This window comes from Paenirhizobium selenitireducens ATCC BAA-1503, assembly GCF_900492185.1.
Taxonomy (GTDB): domain Bacteria; phylum Pseudomonadota; class Alphaproteobacteria; order Rhizobiales; family Rhizobiaceae; genus Allorhizobium; species Allorhizobium selenitireducens_A.
On the sequence record NZ_UEYP01000005.1, the window covers coordinates 238,227 to 255,709 of the forward strand.

The following is a 17,483-nucleotide window of genomic DNA, read 5'->3' on the forward strand; positions in this document are numbered from 1 at the left end:
TTGACCCGCTGCCATCCCCCGGCGCATCGCTTTGCACAGTTTTGGCCTCGCGTTCAATCATCTGAACTCAAAAAGCCCGCAATGCGAGACGATGACTGCAAGAAAACTGGTCCGGCGGAGATGGTACCGTGGCATCGCTAGGAAAATTGGCTTTTTTATGCCTTATTTCAAGGCCGTAGCCAAGGCCTACGCTGGTCTTAGACGCCGATGGTGGCTTTTGTCCTGCCGCGGCGATTGAAGCGTCGAGGCCACCTGGAAAAAGCTGCCTCCCAGGTCGGGACGCGGCACGCGATCTTTGGATCAAGCTCGCCGAACGCGTTCGCTGCGGATATCAGATCGCCACCCTTCGCGGCCCTTCGCCGTGCCCGGCGATCTCGGCAGCGAGTTCCACCATGCGCTGCGTGGCGCGAGCAAGCCGTTCATCGTCGACGGTCAGCGATATCCGGACGAAATTGATCGCCTCCTCGCCGAAGGAGCCGCCGGGCATGACCGCGACATTCCTCTCGCGAAGCAGGCGCTCCGCGAATGCCTGCCCCGTGAGGCCCGTCGCCGACACGTCGACGACAATGAACATGCCGCCCTCCGGCATCATCGGCTTCAGCGTTCGCGAAGCGGCAAGGCCGTCCGCCACCAGCTTCGCCCGACGCTCGTAGTTCGCCCGCATCACCGCGGCCGTATCGAACGGTTTGGACAGCGCCATGGCCGTCATGTCGGCGATGAACGGCTGCACGCCGAACAGCATGGTTTCAGAGACGGGTAGCAGGCGGTCGCAGAATTCCGTCGGTCCGATTGCCCAGCCGCTGCGGAAGCCGGGCGAAGCGTGGGATTTCGAAATCGAGGATACCACGATCGTCCGCTCGGCAAGCGCCGGATCGTCGAAGGGCGAGGCAAAGGCACCACCGAAAATCAGTTCCTCGTAGACCTCGTCACAGACGATCCAGAGGTCATGCGCGCGGCAAACCTCGCCGATCGCGGCGATCTCGTCGGCCGTCAGGACGGCTCCGGTGGGATTGTGCGGCGTGTTGAGCAGCACCACGCGCGAGCGCGGCGAAACCGCGCGAGCAAGGTCGTCGGCCTGCAGGTGAAAGTGCTTTCCCGGGTGAAGCGGAACCGGGACCATGCGGGCGCCGCTGGCGGCGATCACGCCTTCATAGGTCGCGTAATAGGGGTCGCCGACCAACACTTCGTCATCGCGGTCCAGCAGGCCGAGCATGACGGCGAAAAGCGCCGTCTGGGTTCCGGGAAAGCAGAGCACGTTGCGCGCTGTGACGTCAGGCCGACGCTTGCGATATTTCTCGACCAGCGCATCGACCACCGACGGCTCGCCCCGGCCGTTGGAATAGCGCGTGCGGCCGGCATACATGGCCCGGGCGCACTCGTCGAGCAATGCGCGATCGGGACTGACATCCGGCTCACCGATCGTGAGCTCGATCACCGGTACGCCCTCGGCCGCCTTGCGCCGGGCTTCGATGTGGATCGCCCATTTGCCTGATCCGAGATCAGCGAGACGTTCGGTTATGGAAGCATAGCGCATGGGTCGTCCAGTCATGTCTTGTCGCGAGGAGCGTCGGTATGGGAGAGGCTGAGGCCGCCCAACAGGGATTCGACCGATGCGAGCGCAATGCGCGGCAAGGCCTGATCGTCGAACAGATCCCCGGCCAGCGATCCTTCCAGCCATAGGCCGTCGATCAGGCCGTTGATGGCGATCGCCAGCTTGCGGCATTCCTCCGGCGCAATCGGCCTGCTGTTGGCAGAGAGGAAGGCCGAAAGCAGATCCTCCAGCGAGCCGAGGAAATTCAGGTAGTTTTCCCGATGGATGCGGGCAAATTCGGGATCGACGCGGACATGGCTGATGAACGCCGCCCAAAGCGACAGCGTGCGCGGATCGGTGATCGGCGGACTGACATTGGCGATGATGAAATCATGCAGCCGGCGGCGCGGATCGCTGCCTGCCGCTTCAGCGGCATTGATCGCCGTGGTGCCGATAGTCACCATCACCTCGCGGTAGGCCGCCTGCAGCATCTGTTCCTTGCCGGTGAAATAGTGGCGGATGAGGCCTCCGGTGACGCCGGCCCGCGCGGCGATCTGGCGCACGGTCGCCCCCTGAAGGCCGTATTCGGAAATGCAGTCCAGCGTGGCGGTAATGAGGTCCTGTCGGCGCTCCGCCTCCCCGGCACGGTGGAAGGGCCGGCGGCTCATGATCTAGGTCCGAGCAGCAAGGCGGTACCCTGGCCGGACAGTGTTCCGAATTCTCTCCGCCTGAATCCCTTCATGCTCCGCTCCCATTCTTGAGGCAGGCCGGTCGTCCCGTCGGCACTGTCCACCTTCTGTTTATACGGTTGAATAATTGAGGCACAAGTGCAAAACTCCGGCCTCGTTCGCCCACCGAGATCCGCTAAAGCCTCGGTGCGGGATCACGAGGCGGTGGCACGGCTGCCATGTCCCGCGCTTTCAAACCCTCTGCCAAACCCCTGGTGCTTCATGACAATTCAATTTTCCAACCATATGGCCGACGTCGTGGCAACCCGCCATCATCTCCACCAATACCCGGAGATCGGCCTGTCGGAATTCAACACATCGGACTATGTCGCCAAGAAGCTCGAGTCACTGGGCTATGAGGTGACCCGTGGCCTTGCCAAGACCGGCATCGTCGCCACGCTGCGCAACGGCGACAGCCCTCGCAGTATCGGCATCCGTGCCGATTTCGATGCACTTCCGATCCTTGAGGAAACCGGGCTCGAATACCAGAGCAAGAACCCCGGCATGATGCATGCCTGCGGTCATGACGGGCATACTGCCATGCTGCTCGGCGCAGCCGCGATCATCGCCGAGCGGAAGAATTTCGACGGCACCGTGCACCTGATCTTCCAGCCCGCCGAAGAGAATTTCGGCGGCGCCAAGATCATGATGGACGACGGGCTGTTCGAAAAATTCCCCTGCGACGCAGTCTTTGCGCTCCACAACGACCCGACCATTCCGTTCGGCCAGTTCGCGTTGCGCGAAGGTCCGATCATGGCCGCGGTAGACGAGTGCAAGATCACCGTCAACGGCCGCGGCGGCCATGGCGCCGAGCCCCAGGACACCGCCGATCCGATCGTCTGCGGCGCCTCGATCATCATGGCGTTGCAGACCATTGTCTCGCGCAACATCCATCCGATCGACCCGACCGTGATCACGGTCGGCGCCTTCCATGCCGGCGGTGCGAGCAATGTCATTCCCGAGCGCGCCGAGATGCTGCTGTCGGTCCGCTCCTTCGATCCCAAGGTGCGCGATCAGTTGGAGAACCGTATCCGCACCATCGCCGAGGGACAGGCTGCAAGCTACGGCATGAGCGTGACCGTCGACTACCAGCGGGGCTATAACGCGACCATCAACCACAAGGCGGAGACCGACTTCATCCGGACGCTGGCGACCCGGTTTGCCGGTGCGGACAAGGTCGTCGACATGCCGCGTCCGACCATGGGCAGCGAGGATTTCGCCTATATGCTGGAAGAGCGTCCGGGCTGCTATTTCTTCGTCGGAACGCAACGGACACCGAACGATCCGCCGCTTCATCATCCCCGCTACGACTTCAACGACGACATCCTGCCGATCGGCACCAGCTTCTGGGTCGAACTCACCGAAAGCTGGCTCGCCACGAAATAAGAGCTTTAAGACCAAAATAGAGAAGGCCCGGAAACGCAGGTTCCCGGGCCTTCATCGTTTTGCCTGTCCGTAAGCTCAGGTTCTGAGCACGCGATAGATCGCTGGAATGACCAGCACGGTCAGAAGCGTCGACGAGGCGAGCCCGAACAGCAGCGAGATCGCCAGGCCCTGGAAGATCGGGTCCGTCAGGATCACCGCCGCGCCGATCATCGCCGCAAGGGCTGTGAGCAGGATCGGCTTGAAACGGATCGAGCCGGCCTCGATCAGCACGTCCGTCAGATCCCGATCCGGGGTCTTGGCGTGGCGAATGAAGTCCACCAGCAGGATCGAATTGCGCACGATGATGCCGGCGAGCGCGATGAAGCCGATCATCGAGGTCGCGGTGAACGGTGCCGCGAACAACCAGTGGCCGCCGAGAATGCCGATGAAGGTCAGCGGGATCGGCGTCAGGATGACGAGCGGCACCTTGAACGAACCGAACTGGGCGACGACCAGGATATAGATCCCGAGAAGGGCGACCATGAAGGCGGCGCCCATGTCGCGGAAGGTGACCCAAGTCACTTCCCATTCGCCGTCCCACAGCAGCACCGACTTGTCCTGGTCCATCGGCTGGCCATGCAGGGCGATCTCCGGCTTGGTCAGCCCGGTCCAATCCTGGCTGTCCAGCGCATCCTGCACGGCGAGCATGCCATAGAGCGGCGCCTCGTAGTCACCCGCAAGCTCGGCCGTGACCATTTCGGCATAGCGACCGTTGTGGCGGAAGATCGGGAACGAGGCCTGTTCCTCCCCGACGCGAATGACGTCGCCCAGTTCCACCACCGAGCGGGAACCCGGCAGAAGGTTGGCGGGGATCGGCGTCGACAGGAATTTCTCGTCGAACACCATCGCGCCTTTTGGCCTGCTGATGACGATCGGGATCGGCGCACGGCCGTCGCCCCGGTGCGAATAGCCGAGCGTGGTCGAGCCGTTGAGGATCGACAGCGTGTCGAACACGTCGCTTTCCGAAACGCCGAAGAAGTCCAGGTCATCGCCGGAGATCGTGGCACGCAGACGGCTGGCGGGCTGGCCATAGCTGTCATCGACGTCGACGATGAAGGGGACCGACTTGAAGGCGGCCTTGACCTTCTCCGCCGTGGCACGGCGCGTGTCGGCATCCGGGCCATAGATTTCGGCCAGAAGTGTTGCCATGACCGGCGGACCCGGCGGCGGTTCGACCACCTTCAGCGAAGTGCCTTCCGGCACCTTGACCTCGGCGAGCAGCCGCTGGCGCAGATCGAGCGCGATCTCGTGGCTCGAGCGATCACGCTCCGACTTCGGCGTCAGGTTGATCTGGACATCGCCCATCTCGGGTTTCGAGCGCATGTAGGCATGACGAACCAAGCCGTTGAAGTTGAACGGCGCAGCCGTTGCCGCATGGGTCTGGACGCTCAGCACTTCCGGTGTATCGAGCGTCACCTTGGCGACAGCCTGGGCGATCGCATCCGTGGTTTCGACGGACGAGCCTTCGGGCAGGTCGATCGTCACCTGCAATTCCGACTTGTTGTCGAAGGGCAGGAGCTTGACCGTGACGTCCTTGGTGTAGAACAGCGCCAGCGAACCGAGCGTGGCGACGCCGACGAGAAGCAGGAAGATCCAGCTGTTCTTCTTGCTCGCCAGGATTGGGCTGGCGACCCTTGCATAGCCCGCGCCAAGAATGCCGCCGGTCGCGTGCGCATCGTCATGGTGCAGCTTGGCCTTGCCGGCGATCTTGAGCATAAGCCAGGGCGTGACCACAACGGCGACGAAAAAGGAGAAGATCATCGCGGCCGAGGCATTGGCCGGGATCGGGCTCATATAGGGGCCCATCATGCCGGATACGAACATCATCGGCAGCAGGGCTGCGACGACCGTCAGCGTCGCAACAATGGTCGGATTACCGACTTCGGCAACCGCATCGATCGCCGCCTCGCGGCGGTCTTTGCCGTCGTTGAAGCCCCAGTGACGGGCGATGTTTTCGATCACGACGATCGCGTCATCGACGAGAATACCGATCGAAAAAATCAGCGCGAACAGCGAAACGCGGTTCAGCGTGTAGCCCATCAGGTTGGCGGCAAACAGCGTCAGCAGGATCGTGACGGGAATGACGATGGCGACGACGAGCGCTTCGCGGCGGCCGATCGACACCCAGACGAGCGCGATGATCGACAGCGTGGCCAGCCCCAGATGGAACAGAAGTTCGTTGGCCTTTTCATTGGCGGTTTCACCGTAGTCGCGGGTGATCTCGACATCCATGCTGTCGGGAATGAGGTTGCCCTTCAACTCTTCGACACGATGCAGAATTTCTTCCGAGACCAGAACAGCATTGGCGCCGGCACGCTTGGCAAGCGCAAGCGTGACGGCGGGGACGCGCTTCAGTTCACCGTTTTCGCCCCGGGTGACCGTCGAGGCGCGCGCGTCCACCGTGTCGGTGACGAACGAGACATCGGCGACGTCGCGGACATAGACCGGCCGGTTATCGCGGGTGGTCAGCAGCAGATTTCCGATTTCGGTGGGAGTGGACAATGTCTCACCGGCGACGAGCTCGATCTGCCGCCCTTCGTCGCGGACCAGGCCGGTCGAGAACGAACGGTTGGCGGCGGTCACCTTGGCGGAGAGCTGTTGCAGGGTCATGCCGTAAAGGGCAAGCTTTTCCGAATCCGGCGCGATGCGGATCGCGTCACCGTTCTCGCCGACGAGGTAGCTCAGGCCGACGTCGTCGATCTTGGCCATCTCCACCCGCAATTCGCGAGCGATGCGGGTCAGCGCGGTCGCATCGACGCCAGCCCCCTTGTCGGCGGACGGGGTCAGCGTGAGCGAAACGATCGCCACGTCGTCGATCGTGCGGCCGACCACCAGCGGTTCGGGAATGCCGACCGGGATCGAGCTCATATTGGCGCGGATCTTGTCATGCACGCGCAGCACCGCCGAATCGCCGGATGTGCCGACGATGAAGCGGGCCGTGACCATGACCTGGTCGTCGGAGGTCTGCGAATAGACGTGCTCGACGTCGTTGATGCCCTTGATGATCGTTTCCAGCGGCTCGGTGACGAGCTTGACGGCGTCTTCCGCCTTCAGGCCGTCGGCACGCACGATGATGTCGACCATCGGCACGGAAATCTGCGGCTCTTCCTCGCGCGGCAGCGTCAACAGCGCGACGAGGCCGAGCGCGAAGGCGGTGATAAGGAAGAGCGGCGTGAGCGGCGAGGTGATGAAGCCCTTGGTCAGGCCACCTGCAATGCCGAGACTGGGAAGCTTCATGGCAGCAGGACCTCTTCGCCGGCGGCAAGACCAGTCAGGATTTCGGTCATATTCTTGCCATCGTACAGGATCGGCTTGGCCGTGACGACAGCGCGTTCGGCCGTGCCTTCACCCGATTTGACGGTGACATAGTCGACGCCGAAGCGGTTGGTCAGCGCATCGACCGGCAGCAGCAGGGCATCGCGCTCGCCGACGGGCACCCGCACCAGCAGGCGCTTGTTGACGAATGCGGTCGGCAGGTCCTCGACCTCGACATCGGCGATCACGCGGCCATTGTCTATTTCCGGATAGATCTTGGCGAGGCGGCCGGTACTCTGGTGGCCGTTGCCGTTGCCGTTGCCGTTGCCGCTATCGATTTCGATGGAGGCATCCTGCCGCAGCAGGTCGGCATGGCGCTCGGGGATCGCCAGGCGGAGGAAGAAGCCGCCGCCGCCGATCGTCGCAACCGGCTCGCCTGCCATGATGACGGCGTCCTTGGTGACCGGAACGGTGAGAACCTTGCCGTCGGCGGGCGCCAGCACCGCGCCTTCCTTGCCCTGCTCGACGACAACCGAGCGCTGGGCTTCGGCGGCCGCGATCTGGTTGCGCACGACATCGACCTGCGTGCGCAGGGCGTCCAGCCGCTGGGCCGTGGTCACCCCGCGCTTGATCAACTCCTCGCCGCGCGTCAGTTCCGACTGGGCGTTTTCCAATGACGCCCGCAGGCCGAGCAATTGGGCTTCGATCGCGGCGATCTGGAAGTCGATCTTGTCATCCTTGACGACGGCGATGACATCGCCGGCCTTGACGTCATCGCCTTCCGTGACCTTGAGGTCGACGACGGTGCCGCCGATCCGCGCCCGCGCCGAAACGCTGTCGCGCGCTTCGACACGGCCATAGACAGCCTTCCATTCAGGGATTTTCACCGCGTCGAGACGGATCGTCTCCGCCGCGAAAGAGGCTGTCGCCAAGAGTGACAGGCCGAGAATGGCGGAACACGCGAGCGCCTTGGCTTTCATGGAAGTTTCCTTTGAACAGGGATGCTCAGAATGCACAGCCGGGACGAAAGCCGAGCTTCTTGAAGATCATGGCAGCGGGGCAGAAACCGGTAAAGGCCGACTGCAGCATGTTAACGCCGATGAAGACGGTGAACCAGACGAAATACGGGTGGACGAAAGCCGTCAGCAGGACGGAAACGAGAACCATTACGCCGGCAAAGGCCAGCACGGCACGATCGAGAGACATTGCAACCTCCATGGATATATATCTACATATATTCGTATATACGATGGTTGAAGCGGTAGCAAGGACTATTTGCCGGCACCTGGCTGGACCAGACCGCAGCAGCAGAACCATTTTTTGGTTCCCTCCTAGCGGCGGGAAAGCAAACGTTCGCTGAAAATGATGATCAAGCCCGCGCTGCAGATCAGCGCTGCGCCGAAGAAGACGTTGAGCGCCGGGATATCGCCCCAGATCGCATAGCCGAGTGCGAAGGCCCAGACGAGTGCCGTATATTCGAACGGCGCAAGCACCGAGATCGGCGCCCTGCGCATGCCCTCGAAAAAGGCGAGCTGGGCCACGCCGCCGATAATGCCGGTCGCAAGCGACAAACCGAGCTCCGTCATTGTCGGCCTATGCCAGACCTGCACCAGCATCGTGCCGGTGAGAACGAGGAAGAAGCTGTTGGTCACGCTCATCTGAACCAGCGTTCGGGCACCCATGGCGGTGCGTCGCAGAAGAACGGTCGAGAAAGCCCAGAGGAAGGCCGCCAGCAGGGCGAGGTAGACGGGAGGGCGGAACGTCAGGCCCACTGGATCTGTTGCGATCAGCACGCCGAGAAAACCGACCACGACCGCCGTCCAGCGGGGCACGGTCACGCGCTCGTTGAGGATGGGCACGGCGAGCAGCGTGGCAACCACGGGCGCGGCGTAATAGAGCGTCGTCAGTTCGGCGAGCTGCATCTCGCGGGCGGCGTTGTAATAGCTCAGCCACGCGCCGAGCAGCAGCAGGCTGCGGATCATCATCGGCTTGACGACCGGTGAAGTGACCGCTTCGCGGATCAATGAGGGGCCGCCGAAGGCCAGGCATCCCACCAGGATGACCGCGCTGCGGAAGAACAGTATCTGCCACACCGCCGTCGTCTCGACCAGCAGCTTGATCAGGCCGTCATGCAGGGTGAAGAGGAAATAGGACAGGCTGGTCAACAGGATGCCGAGGCCGACGGTTGTTTTCACGCATGCACCTGAAGGCAGGATTATTGAGGGGAGCGACAGCGCGGACCCGAAGAAACGGGCGGGAAGAATGGAGCCACATTTTTCCTTTCGCGGTCGGCTGTCAATGGCCCGCCTCTACCGGATCTCTGGGGTGCATCCGCCATTTCGCCGGGAAACAAAATGTGAAATTCCCGCAAGGATTTCGCAGTTGAGGTTTCAATCGATTGAAATAAAGTGCCGCCAAATCGAGGAGCGGACGATGGCAGAGACGACCAATGGCAGCGCCGATGGCCTGCGCGGCGGCTATTTCACCCGGACAAGGGCGGCGGTGTCCCTGCTGTTCTTCATCAATGGCCTGATGATGGGCGCCTGGGCGCCTAAGATCCCGATCTTCGCCGCCTCGCTGTCCTTGAGCGAGGCCCATCTCGGCATCATGCTGTTCGTCTTCGGCGTCGGCTCGCTGTTGCTCATGCCAATCGCAGGGTTTCAGATCTCCAGATTCGGCTCGAGCCGGGTCGTCCTCGTCGCAGCGCTCCTGTTCATCCCGACCATTGTTTTCATCACGTTTGTCGACGCGCTCTGGGTGGGCGCGGTGGCCATCTTCCTGTTCGGCGGCCTGGCGGGCGCGATGGACGTGGCGATGAATGCCAATGCAGTGGAGGTCGAGCGTTCGATGCGCCGATCGATCATGTCGTCCTGTCATGCCTTCTGGAGCCTTGGAGGCCTGGTCGGAGCCGCAACCGGCGGTGTGCTGATTGCAGCCATTGGCGCGCTCGGTCATGCCCTGCTGGTGGCCGGCGTCGCGTTCGCATTGCTGGCGATTGCCCGGACGATGATCCTTGTCGACCAGCCACACCCCTCAGAACGGCGCGAGCGGGCGAGACTGCCGCTTTCGCCGTTGCCCTGGCTGATCGGCCTCATCGCCCTTTTCTCGATGATCCCGGAAGGGGCAATCCTCGATTGGGGCGCGCTCTATCTCGGCAAGGAACTCAATGCCTCGACGGCGCATTCGGGCTTTGCCTTTGCCGCCTTCTCGCTTGCCATGGCGGCCATGCGCTTTGCCGGCGATCTGGTGCGCGACAGGTTCGGCGCGGTGACAACACTCCGCCTTTGCACCATCGCTTCGTTTGTCGGCCTGATCATCGCCGGCCAGGCACCCAATGTCACGATCGCGCTGATCGGATTCGGTATTGCCGGGATCGGCATTTCCAACATGGTGCCCATCGCCTTTTCCGCCGGCGGAAACATCCCGGGCCTTGCACCGGGGATCGGCCTCTCGGTCGTGACCTCGCTCGGTTATTCCGGGATCCTGTTCGCCCCGTCGATCATCGGCTTCATTGCCGAATACACGTCGCTATCCAGCGTCTTCACGGCGGTTTCACTGCTCAATCTCGTCGTGCTCGCGCTTTCAGGACTGGCGCGCCACGCCGACCGGATCGGTGAGGCGCATCCTTAGGCATGGACACGGTCGCGCGAGGAACGGGCCGCTGCAAGGCCCGTCTGCGCGCCGCCGAGAAGAACCACCCGTCGGCGTCGCCGGGACCGCATGCAGCCCCATGATTTAGCGCAAGGTTGACAAGCGCGCATGTTTGATCCACCTGAATCCGAGTAATTTAGCGCCGCTCAAGGGCACTCCATGATCTCCGCAGACGAATTCGATCCCAAACCGCGCCACAGAACCGTTGCCGTCGATGTCGGCGGCGTGATCGTCGGCGGCAACGCTCCCGTCGTCGTGCAGTCGATGACAAATACCGACACGGCCGATGTAGACGCCACCGTCAGACAGGTGGCCGAACTGTTCAAGGCCGGTTCCGAAATCGTCCGCATCACCGTCGATCGCGACGAAAGCGCTGCAGCCGTTCCGAAAATCCGCGAGCGACTGCTTCGCCTCGGCCTTGATGTCCCGCTGGTCGGCGACTTCCACTATATCGGCCACAAGCTGCTGGCCGACCATCCGGCCTGCGCCGAGGCGCTGGCCAAATACCGCATCAATCCGGGCAATGTCGGCTTCAAGGACAAGAAGGACAAGCAGTTCGCCGACATCGTGGAAATGGCCATCCGCTACGACAAGCCGGTGCGCATCGGCGTCAACTGGGGCTCGCTCGACCAGGAATTGCTGACCCGGCTGATGGACAAGAACCAGGCGGAGGGTTTTCCGCTTTCCGCCCGCCAGGTGACGCGTGAGGCGATCGTCCAGTCGGCGCTGCTGTCGGCCGAACTCGCCGAGGAAATCGGCCTGCCGCGATCGAAGATCATCCTGTCGGCCAAGGTGTCCCAGGTTCAGGACCTGATTGCCGTCTATTCCATGCTGGCCAGCCGTTCCGACCATGCGCTCCATCTCGGGCTGACCGAAGCCGGCATGGGTTCCAAGGGCATCGTCGCCTCCTCTGCGGCCATGGGCTATGTCCTGCAACACGGCATCGGCGATACGATCCGCGTTTCACTCACTCCCGAGCCGAACGGCGATCGCACCCGCGAGGTGCAGGTGGCGCAGGAACTGCTGCAGGTCATGGGTTTTCGCCAGTTCGTGCCGGTTGTTGCCGCCTGCCCCGGCTGCGGCCGGACGACCTCGACCGTGTTCCAGGAACTGGCCCAGAAGATCGAGCAGGACCTGCGCAAGAACATGCCGGTGTGGCGGGAAAAATATCCCGGCGTCGAAGCGCTCAATGTCGCGGTGATGGGCTGCATCGTCAACGGGCCGGGCGAAAGCAAGCATGCCGACATCGGTATTTCCTTGCCGGGTACCGGCGAGATGCCGGCCGCTCCGGTGTTCATCGACGGAAAGAAGGCCATGACCTTGCGCGGCCCGAACATTGCGGCCGATTTCGAAGCCCTTGTGATCGACTACATCGAAAAGCGTTTCGGTCAAAAAAGCGCAGCCGAATGAGTTCGAACGGCCGCCAACTTCATATTGCCGCATTTGGCTTGTTGACGGAAATCAGAGTTTTCCTGGAGTTTGCCCGACGATGATCAAGAAACTGTCGATCCTCGCGCTTGCCGCGACCTATCTGACCGCCTGCACCACGACCGATCCCTATACCGGCGAGCAGAAGACGTCCAACCTGGCCGGCGGTGCCGTCCTGGGCGCCGCACTCGGCGCCGTCGGTGGCGCCGTGATCGGCGGTGGCGGACGCGACAGCCGCAATGGCGCGCTGATCGGCGCCGGCATCGGCGCACTCGCCGGCGGCGCGATCGGCAATTACATGGACAACCAGGAAGCCGAACTGAGGGCTCAGTTGCAGGGCACCGGCATTTCCGTCACCCGCATGGGCGACCGGATCATCCTCAACATGCCATCCAACATCACCTTTGCGACCGATCAGGACCAGGTCATACCGCAGTTCTACCCGACCCTGAATTCGGTGGCGATCGTGCTGCGCAAGTTTGAAAAGACCCTGATCGACGTCAACGGCCATACCGATTCGACCGGTAGCGTCGCCCATAACGAGGCGCTTTCCGAACGGCGCGCCATGTCGGTCGCAAGCTATCTCAATTCGCAGGGCGTCGATCCCCGCCGTGTGTCGGCGCTCGGCTTCGGCCCCAGCCAGCCGATCGCGTCGAATGCGACGGCCGACGGGCGCGCGCAGAACCGGCGCGTGGAGATACAGATCTCGCCGCTCAAGGCCGGCTGATCGGCGGCAGACGAAAAAGCGCCAAGACGCCGCGGCGGCACGCTGCCCTGAAACAACGAGAGGCCGGAACATCCACCAGGATGTTCCGGCCTCGATTGTTATCGGAGGGCTCTTATCCTGCTCCCCCGCATCGGTGCCTCAGGCCTCGAAAACCACCAGCAGATCCTTGGCGTCGATCTGGTCGCCGGTCTTGACCAGCACTTCCGCGATCGTTCCGTCGCGGTCGGCATGCAGGGCCGTCTCCATCTTCATCGCCTCGATCGACAGCAGCACGTCGCCCGCCCGCACCGACTGGCCGCTGGCGACCGCGACAGTGGAGATGACGCCGGGCATCGGCGCGCCGATATGACCCGCATTCGACGGATCGGCCTTGCGGCGCGCGGCACTGCCCGCAGCCCCATGGGCGCGATCCGGCACCTTGATGCGACGCGGCTGACCATTCAGTTCGAAGAACACGGTGACCATGCCTTTGTCGTCGGTCGCCCCCATCGCCTGGTTGACGATGACCAGCGTCTTGCCCTTTTCCAGGTCGACGAACAGTTCCTCACCAGCCGGCAAGCCGTAGAAATAATAGGGCGTCGGAAGCACCGACACCGGACCGTAGGTCTCGGCTGCCAGCGCATAGTCGGTGAAGACCTTCGGATACATGAGATAGGAGGCGAGCTCGAAGTCGCTGACCTCGCGGCCGATCTTCTCTTCGATCGCCTTGCGCTCGGCATCGAGGTCGGTGTCCTCGAGCAGGGAACCGGGCCGGACGGTATAGGCGGGCTCGCCCTTCAGCGCCTTCTTCTGCAGCCCTTCCGGCCAGCCGATCGGCGGCTGGCCGAGATCGCCGCGCAGCATGGAGACAACCGATTCCGGGAAGGACACGTCCTTCTTCGGATCGACGACGTCCTCGACGGTCAGGTCCTGGCTCACCATCATCAGCGCCATGTCGCCCACGACCTTGGACGACGGCGTCACCTTGACGATGTCGCCGAACATCTGGTTGGCGTCGGCATAGGCCTGCGCCACTTCGTGCCAGCGGGTCTCCAGCCCGAGCGACCGGGCTTGTTCCTTGAGATTGGTGAACTGGCCGCCCGGCATTTCATGCAGGTAGACTTCAGAGGCCGGCCCCTTGAGATCGCTCTCGAAGGCCGCATACTGGTTGCGCACCGCTTCCCAGTAGAAGGAGAGACGCCGGATCCAGTGCGGGTCGAGGCCGGGATCGCGCTCGGAGCCGCGCAGCGCCTCGACGATCGACCCGAGGCATGGCTGCGAGGTATTGCCCGACAGGCTGTCCATGGCCGCATCGACCGCATCGACGCCAGCCTCGACGGCGGCCAGCACCGTTGCCGCCGAGATGCCCGAGGTGTCGTGGGTGTGGAAGTGGATCGGCAGGCTGGTCGCCTCGCGCAGCGCCTTGAACAGGATCTTGGCCGCGGCTGGCTTCAAGAGGCCCGCCATGTCCTTGACGGCGATGATATGGGCGCCGGCCCTTTCCAGTTCGGCGGCGAGCGCCGTGTAGTATTTCAGGTCATACTTCGGCCGTGCGGCATTGAGAATGTCGCCGGTATAGCAGATCGCTGCCTCGCAGAGCTTGTTTTCCTCGGCGACCGCATCCATCGATACGCGCATGTTCTCGACCCAGTTCAGGCAGTCGAACACACGGAACAGGTCGATGCCGCCGGCCGCGGCCTGGCGGACGAAATACTTCACGACATTGTCGGAATAGTTCTTGTAGCCGACGCCGTTGGCGCCGCGCAGCAGCATCTGCAAAAGCAGGTTCGGCGCACCCTCGCGGATCAGCGCGAGACGTTCCCACGGATCTTCGGTGAGGAAACGCATGGACACGTCGAAGGTCGCGCCGCCCCAGCACTCGAGCGATAGCAGGTTGGGCAAGGCGCGGGCATAGGCGCCGGCGGCGCGTGCGATGTCATGCGTGCGCATGCGGGTGGCCAGAAGCGACTGGTGGCCGTCGCGCATCGTCGTGTCGGTGACTAGCACGCGGGTCTCGCCGCGCATCCATTCGGCGAACTTGACCGGCCCGAGCCTGTCGAGCATCTGCTTGGTGCCATCCGGGATCGGCGCGTCGATATAGGGGACGATGGGCTCGGCCGCATCTTCTGGCGGACGCGGACGACCCTTGGCCTCGGGATGACCGTTGACCGTAACATCGGCCAGATAGGTCAGGAGCTTGGTGGCACGGTCCTGGCGCTTGACCTGGGCAAACAGTTCCGGCGTCGAATCGATGAAGCGCGTCGTATAGCTGTTGTCGCGGAACTGCGGGTGGCCGATGATCGCTTCGAGGAAGGTGAGGTTGGTGGCCACCCCGCGGATGCGGAATTCGCGAAGCGCCCGGTCCATGCGCTGGATCGCCTCCTGCGGCGTCGGCGCCCAGGCGGTGACCTTTTCGAGCAACGGATCATAGTAGCGGGTGATCACCGCGCCGGAATAGGCCGTGCCGCCGTCAAGCCGGATGCCGAAGCCGGTCGCGCCGCGATAGGCGGTGATGCGGCCATAGTCCGGGATGAAGTTTTGCTCCGGGTCTTCGGTGGTGATGCGGCACTGGAGGGCATGGCCATTAAGGCGAATGTCCTCCTGCTTCGGCACGCCCGATTCCGGCGTGCCGATGGCATGGCCGTCGAGGATGTGGATCTGCGCCTTGACGATGTCGATGCCGGTCACGACCTCGGTGACGGTGTGCTCGACCTGGATGCGCGGATTGACCTCGATGAAGTAGAACTTGCCGGTGTCGGCATCCATCAGATACTCGACCGTGCCGGCGCCGACATAGTTCGTCGCCTGGGCGATCTTCAGCGAATAGTTGGCGAGTTCCTGGCGCTGCGCGTCGTTGAGATAGGGGGCGGGAGCCCGCTCGACGACCTTCTGGTTGCGGCGCTGGATCGAGCAGTCGCGCTCGAACAGGTGCACGACATTGCCGTGCGTGTCGCCGAGGATCTGGCTTTCGACGTGGCGGGCGCGCTCGACCAGCTTTTCCAGATAGACTTCGTCCTTGCCGAAGGCGGCCATGGCCTCGCGCTTGGCCTCGATGACTTCGCGGGCGAGATCCTTCGGGTCGCGGATGGCGCGCATGCCGCGACCGCCGCCGCCCCACGATGCCTTCAGCATCACCGGATAGCCGATCGCTTCCGCCATGCGGGCGACTTCCGCCATGTCGTCCGGCAGCGGCTCGGTCGCAGGAACGACCGGAACCCCGACGGAAATCGCGAGGTTGCGGGCCGCCACCTTGTTGCCGAGCTGGCGCATGGTCTCGGCGCGCGGGCCGATGAAGGTAATGCCGGCCTTGTCGCAGGCATCGACGAATTCCGGGCTTTCCGACAGCAGGCCGTAGCCGGGATGGATCGCATCCGCGCCCGAAAGCCGGGCGACGCGGATCACTTCGTCGATCGAAAGATAGCTTTCGATCGGCCCGAGCTCACGCGAAAGGTGCGGACCGCGACCAACCTGGTAGCTTTCGTCCGCCTTGAAGCGGTGCAGCGAAAGCTTGTCCTCCTCGGCCCAGATCGCGACCGTCTTCAGCCCGAGTTCGTTGGCGGCGCGGAAGACGCGAATGGCAATTTCGGATCGGTTGGCAACGAGAATCTTTGAAATGGACAAATCGGTCTCCTCAGTCGATGGCCACAGAATGCTGCACTGCGAAGAAACCTTTATCGCTTTGTCACAAAGAGTTCAATTTCCCCGATCGACGGATGACCGATTTCTACCGACCCTTAGGTGATAAGCCCCATGCGGAAGGCCAGCGCCACGACATGCTGGCGGTTCTTCGCCTTCAGCTTGTCCTGGATGCCGTTCATGTACCAGTCAACCGTGTGGTTGGAGATCTTCAGGATCTTGGCGATGTCGTTGGAAGTCATGCCGTCGGCCAGGTAGTTGAGCACTTCCATCTCGCGCCGCGTCATCCGCGTGTCGACCTGTGTCGCCTCCTCAAGCGTGCCGGTCTCGCGACGCAGTTCGAGCAGGCGCCAGAAAGCCTTCTTGGCGACCGCATCGAACAGGGTCATTTCCACCGGCGACAGATCGACCGGCTTGCCGCCGAGCGTCATGTTGCCCAGCAGTCCATTGCGCCCGTGCACGGGGAAGATATAGCCGTCCTGCAGACCGAAGCGGAGCGATTCCATCATCATCCGCTCCATGCGCTTGCGATGCGGATCGCTCTTGAAGGCGGTTATCGTCTCGTTCCAGCGAAAACCCTTCTGCGCTTGACCGAGATAGCGGATGGTCGGATCGATCAGCACGAACTTCTTGGCGATGTAGGTTTCGGGCCAGCCCTCTGGCCAGCGCCCCGTCAAAACGAGCCCCATCGGGTTCTCGTTGGGTTTCGGCTGACGGATGATCCCGTAATAGTCGAAACGATAGTGCCGCAGCAGCGTTTCCAACTCGGTGACGACTTCCTCGGCCGTGCGGCACTCATCCGCGACGACCAGGAACTGTATCAATTGGTTAATGCTCAAACCTACCCCCAACCTCGTCTCGCATGCGAGAACACGAAAAAGCCATAGGACGCCGATCTTTATCCGACCGAGTCTTTTGGAAGGCGTGCATAAGCTAACATATACAGTTAGGAGGCATTTAAATTCGACATCCGAAATCTAGCCCTTCCTGCAAAATCTGACGTTCCGGCTCCGCCATCCCGCCTCGGCTGCGCCGAGCCGCTTCTGGCGATCGATAGAGGCAGATGGCAGGCAGGTTCCGACGCCGCATGCACTATGGCATATCCCCTTGCCAGCTTATAAGA

General features: G+C 62.7%; 12 protein-coding genes. 4 read left to right on the plus strand and 8 right to left on the minus strand.

Annotated elements, in window-relative coordinates; all coding sequences use genetic code 11:
- Positions 1-331: 331 nt before the first annotated feature.
- Together RHIZ70P_RS11425 and RHIZ70P_RS11430 are read right to left on the minus strand one after the other, a co-directional pair.
- The gene (locus tag RHIZ70P_RS11425; RefSeq protein ID WP_115670423.1) at positions 332-1,534 is read right to left on the minus strand and encodes a pyridoxal phosphate-dependent aminotransferase; all 1,203 of its coding nucleotides are present in this window, start codon (positions 1,532-1,534) and stop codon (positions 332-334) included.
- A gap of 11 nt (positions 1,535-1,545) precedes the next feature.
- The gene (locus RHIZ70P_RS11430; protein ID WP_115670424.1) at positions 1,546-2,199 is read right to left on the minus strand and encodes a TetR family transcriptional regulator C-terminal domain-containing protein; all 654 of its coding nucleotides are present in this window, start codon (positions 2,197-2,199) and stop codon (positions 1,546-1,548) included.
- Between the two features lie 282 nt (positions 2,200-2,481).
- Here RHIZ70P_RS11430 and RHIZ70P_RS11435 point away from each other — a divergent pair, with 282 nt between their 5' ends.
- Positions 2,482-3,645, plus strand: a complete 1,164-nt coding sequence (locus tag RHIZ70P_RS11435; RefSeq protein WP_235842213.1) for a M20 aminoacylase family protein — start codon at positions 2,482-2,484, stop codon at positions 3,643-3,645.
- A 75-nt stretch (positions 3,646-3,720) separates the two neighbouring features.
- Here RHIZ70P_RS11435 and RHIZ70P_RS11440 read toward each other — a convergent pair whose 3' ends face one another.
- The 4 genes from RHIZ70P_RS11440 to RHIZ70P_RS11455 all read right to left on the minus strand — a co-directional run bounded on the left by RHIZ70P_RS11440 (position 3,721) and on the right by RHIZ70P_RS11455 (position 9,134).
- Positions 3,721-6,921, minus strand: a complete 3,201-nt coding sequence (locus tag RHIZ70P_RS11440; RefSeq protein ID WP_115670426.1) for an efflux RND transporter permease subunit — start codon at positions 6,919-6,921, stop codon at positions 3,721-3,723.
- Entirely contained in the window at positions 6,918-7,919 is a 1,002-nt protein-coding gene (locus tag RHIZ70P_RS11445; protein WP_115670427.1) for an efflux RND transporter periplasmic adaptor subunit, read from the minus strand. Before RHIZ70P_RS11445 ends, RHIZ70P_RS11440 begins: the two co-directional genes overlap by 4 nt.
- Positions 7,920-7,944: 25 nt before the next feature.
- On the minus strand, positions 7,945-8,145 hold the full coding sequence (locus tag RHIZ70P_RS11450) for a YgaP family membrane protein (RefSeq protein ID WP_115670428.1): 201 nt from the start codon (positions 8,143-8,145) through the stop codon (positions 7,945-7,947).
- A 125-nt stretch (positions 8,146-8,270) separates the two neighbouring features.
- Positions 8,271-9,134, minus strand: coding sequence for a DMT family transporter (locus RHIZ70P_RS11455; RefSeq protein ID WP_115670429.1), 864 nt, complete (start codon positions 9,132-9,134; stop codon positions 8,271-8,273).
- A gap of 238 nt (positions 9,135-9,372) precedes the next feature.
- On the opposite strand from RHIZ70P_RS11455, the gene RHIZ70P_RS11460 reads away from it, so the two are divergent.
- The 3 genes from RHIZ70P_RS11460 to RHIZ70P_RS11470 all read left to right on the plus strand — a co-directional run bounded on the left by RHIZ70P_RS11460 (position 9,373) and on the right by RHIZ70P_RS11470 (position 12,745).
- A complete protein-coding gene (locus RHIZ70P_RS11460) occupies positions 9,373-10,569 on the plus strand; it encodes an MFS transporter (RefSeq protein WP_115670430.1) in 1,197 nt (398 codons plus the stop codon).
- 180 nt (positions 10,570-10,749) lie between these two features.
- Positions 10,750-12,000, plus strand: coding sequence for a flavodoxin-dependent (E)-4-hydroxy-3-methylbut-2-enyl-diphosphate synthase (gene ispG / locus RHIZ70P_RS11465; protein ID WP_115670431.1), 1,251 nt, complete (start codon positions 10,750-10,752; stop codon positions 11,998-12,000).
- Between the two features lie 79 nt (positions 12,001-12,079).
- Positions 12,080-12,745, plus strand: a complete 666-nt coding sequence (locus RHIZ70P_RS11470; RefSeq protein ID WP_115670432.1) for an OmpA family protein — start codon at positions 12,080-12,082, stop codon at positions 12,743-12,745.
- A 138-nt stretch (positions 12,746-12,883) separates the two neighbouring features.
- Here RHIZ70P_RS11470 and pyc read toward each other — a convergent pair whose 3' ends face one another.
- Together pyc and RHIZ70P_RS11480 are read right to left on the minus strand one after the other, a co-directional pair.
- Positions 12,884-16,345 (minus strand): pyruvate carboxylase, encoded by a 3,462-nt coding sequence (pyc, locus tag RHIZ70P_RS11475; RefSeq protein WP_115670433.1) that lies wholly within the window; start codon positions 16,343-16,345, stop codon positions 12,884-12,886.
- 113 nt (positions 16,346-16,458) lie between these two features.
- Positions 16,459-17,199, minus strand: coding sequence for a LuxR family transcriptional regulator (locus tag RHIZ70P_RS11480; RefSeq protein ID WP_115670434.1), 741 nt, complete (start codon positions 17,197-17,199; stop codon positions 16,459-16,461).
- Positions 17,200-17,483 lie beyond the last annotated feature (284 nt).

Bases quoted from the DNA above. Each gene is read 5' to 3' on its own strand.
- ispG (WP_115670431.1), top strand. From the start codon at position 10,750: ATGATCTCCGCAGACGAATTCGATCCCAAACCGCGCCACAGAACCGTT.
- RHIZ70P_RS11450 (WP_115670428.1), bottom strand. From the start codon at position 8,145: ATGTCTCTCGATCGTGCCGTGCTGGCCTTTGCCGGCGTAATGGTTCTC.
- RHIZ70P_RS11445 (WP_115670427.1), bottom strand. From the start codon at position 7,919: ATGAAAGCCAAGGCGCTCGCGTGTTCCGCCATTCTCGGCCTGTCACTC.
- RHIZ70P_RS11460 (WP_115670430.1), top strand. From the start codon at position 9,373: ATGGCAGAGACGACCAATGGCAGCGCCGATGGCCTGCGCGGCGGCTAT.
- RHIZ70P_RS11425 (WP_115670423.1), bottom strand. From the start codon at position 1,534: ATGCGCTATGCTTCCATAACCGAACGTCTCGCTGATCTCGGATCAGGC.
- RHIZ70P_RS11440 (WP_115670426.1), bottom strand. From the start codon at position 6,921: ATGAAGCTTCCCAGTCTCGGCATTGCAGGTGGCCTGACCAAGGGCTTC.
- RHIZ70P_RS11430 (WP_115670424.1), bottom strand. From the start codon at position 2,199: ATGAGCCGCCGGCCCTTCCACCGTGCCGGGGAGGCGGAGCGCCGACAG.
- RHIZ70P_RS11470 (WP_115670432.1), top strand. From the start codon at position 12,080: ATGATCAAGAAACTGTCGATCCTCGCGCTTGCCGCGACCTATCTGACC.
- RHIZ70P_RS11435 (WP_235842213.1), top strand. From the start codon at position 2,482: ATGACAATTCAATTTTCCAACCATATGGCCGACGTCGTGGCAACCCGC.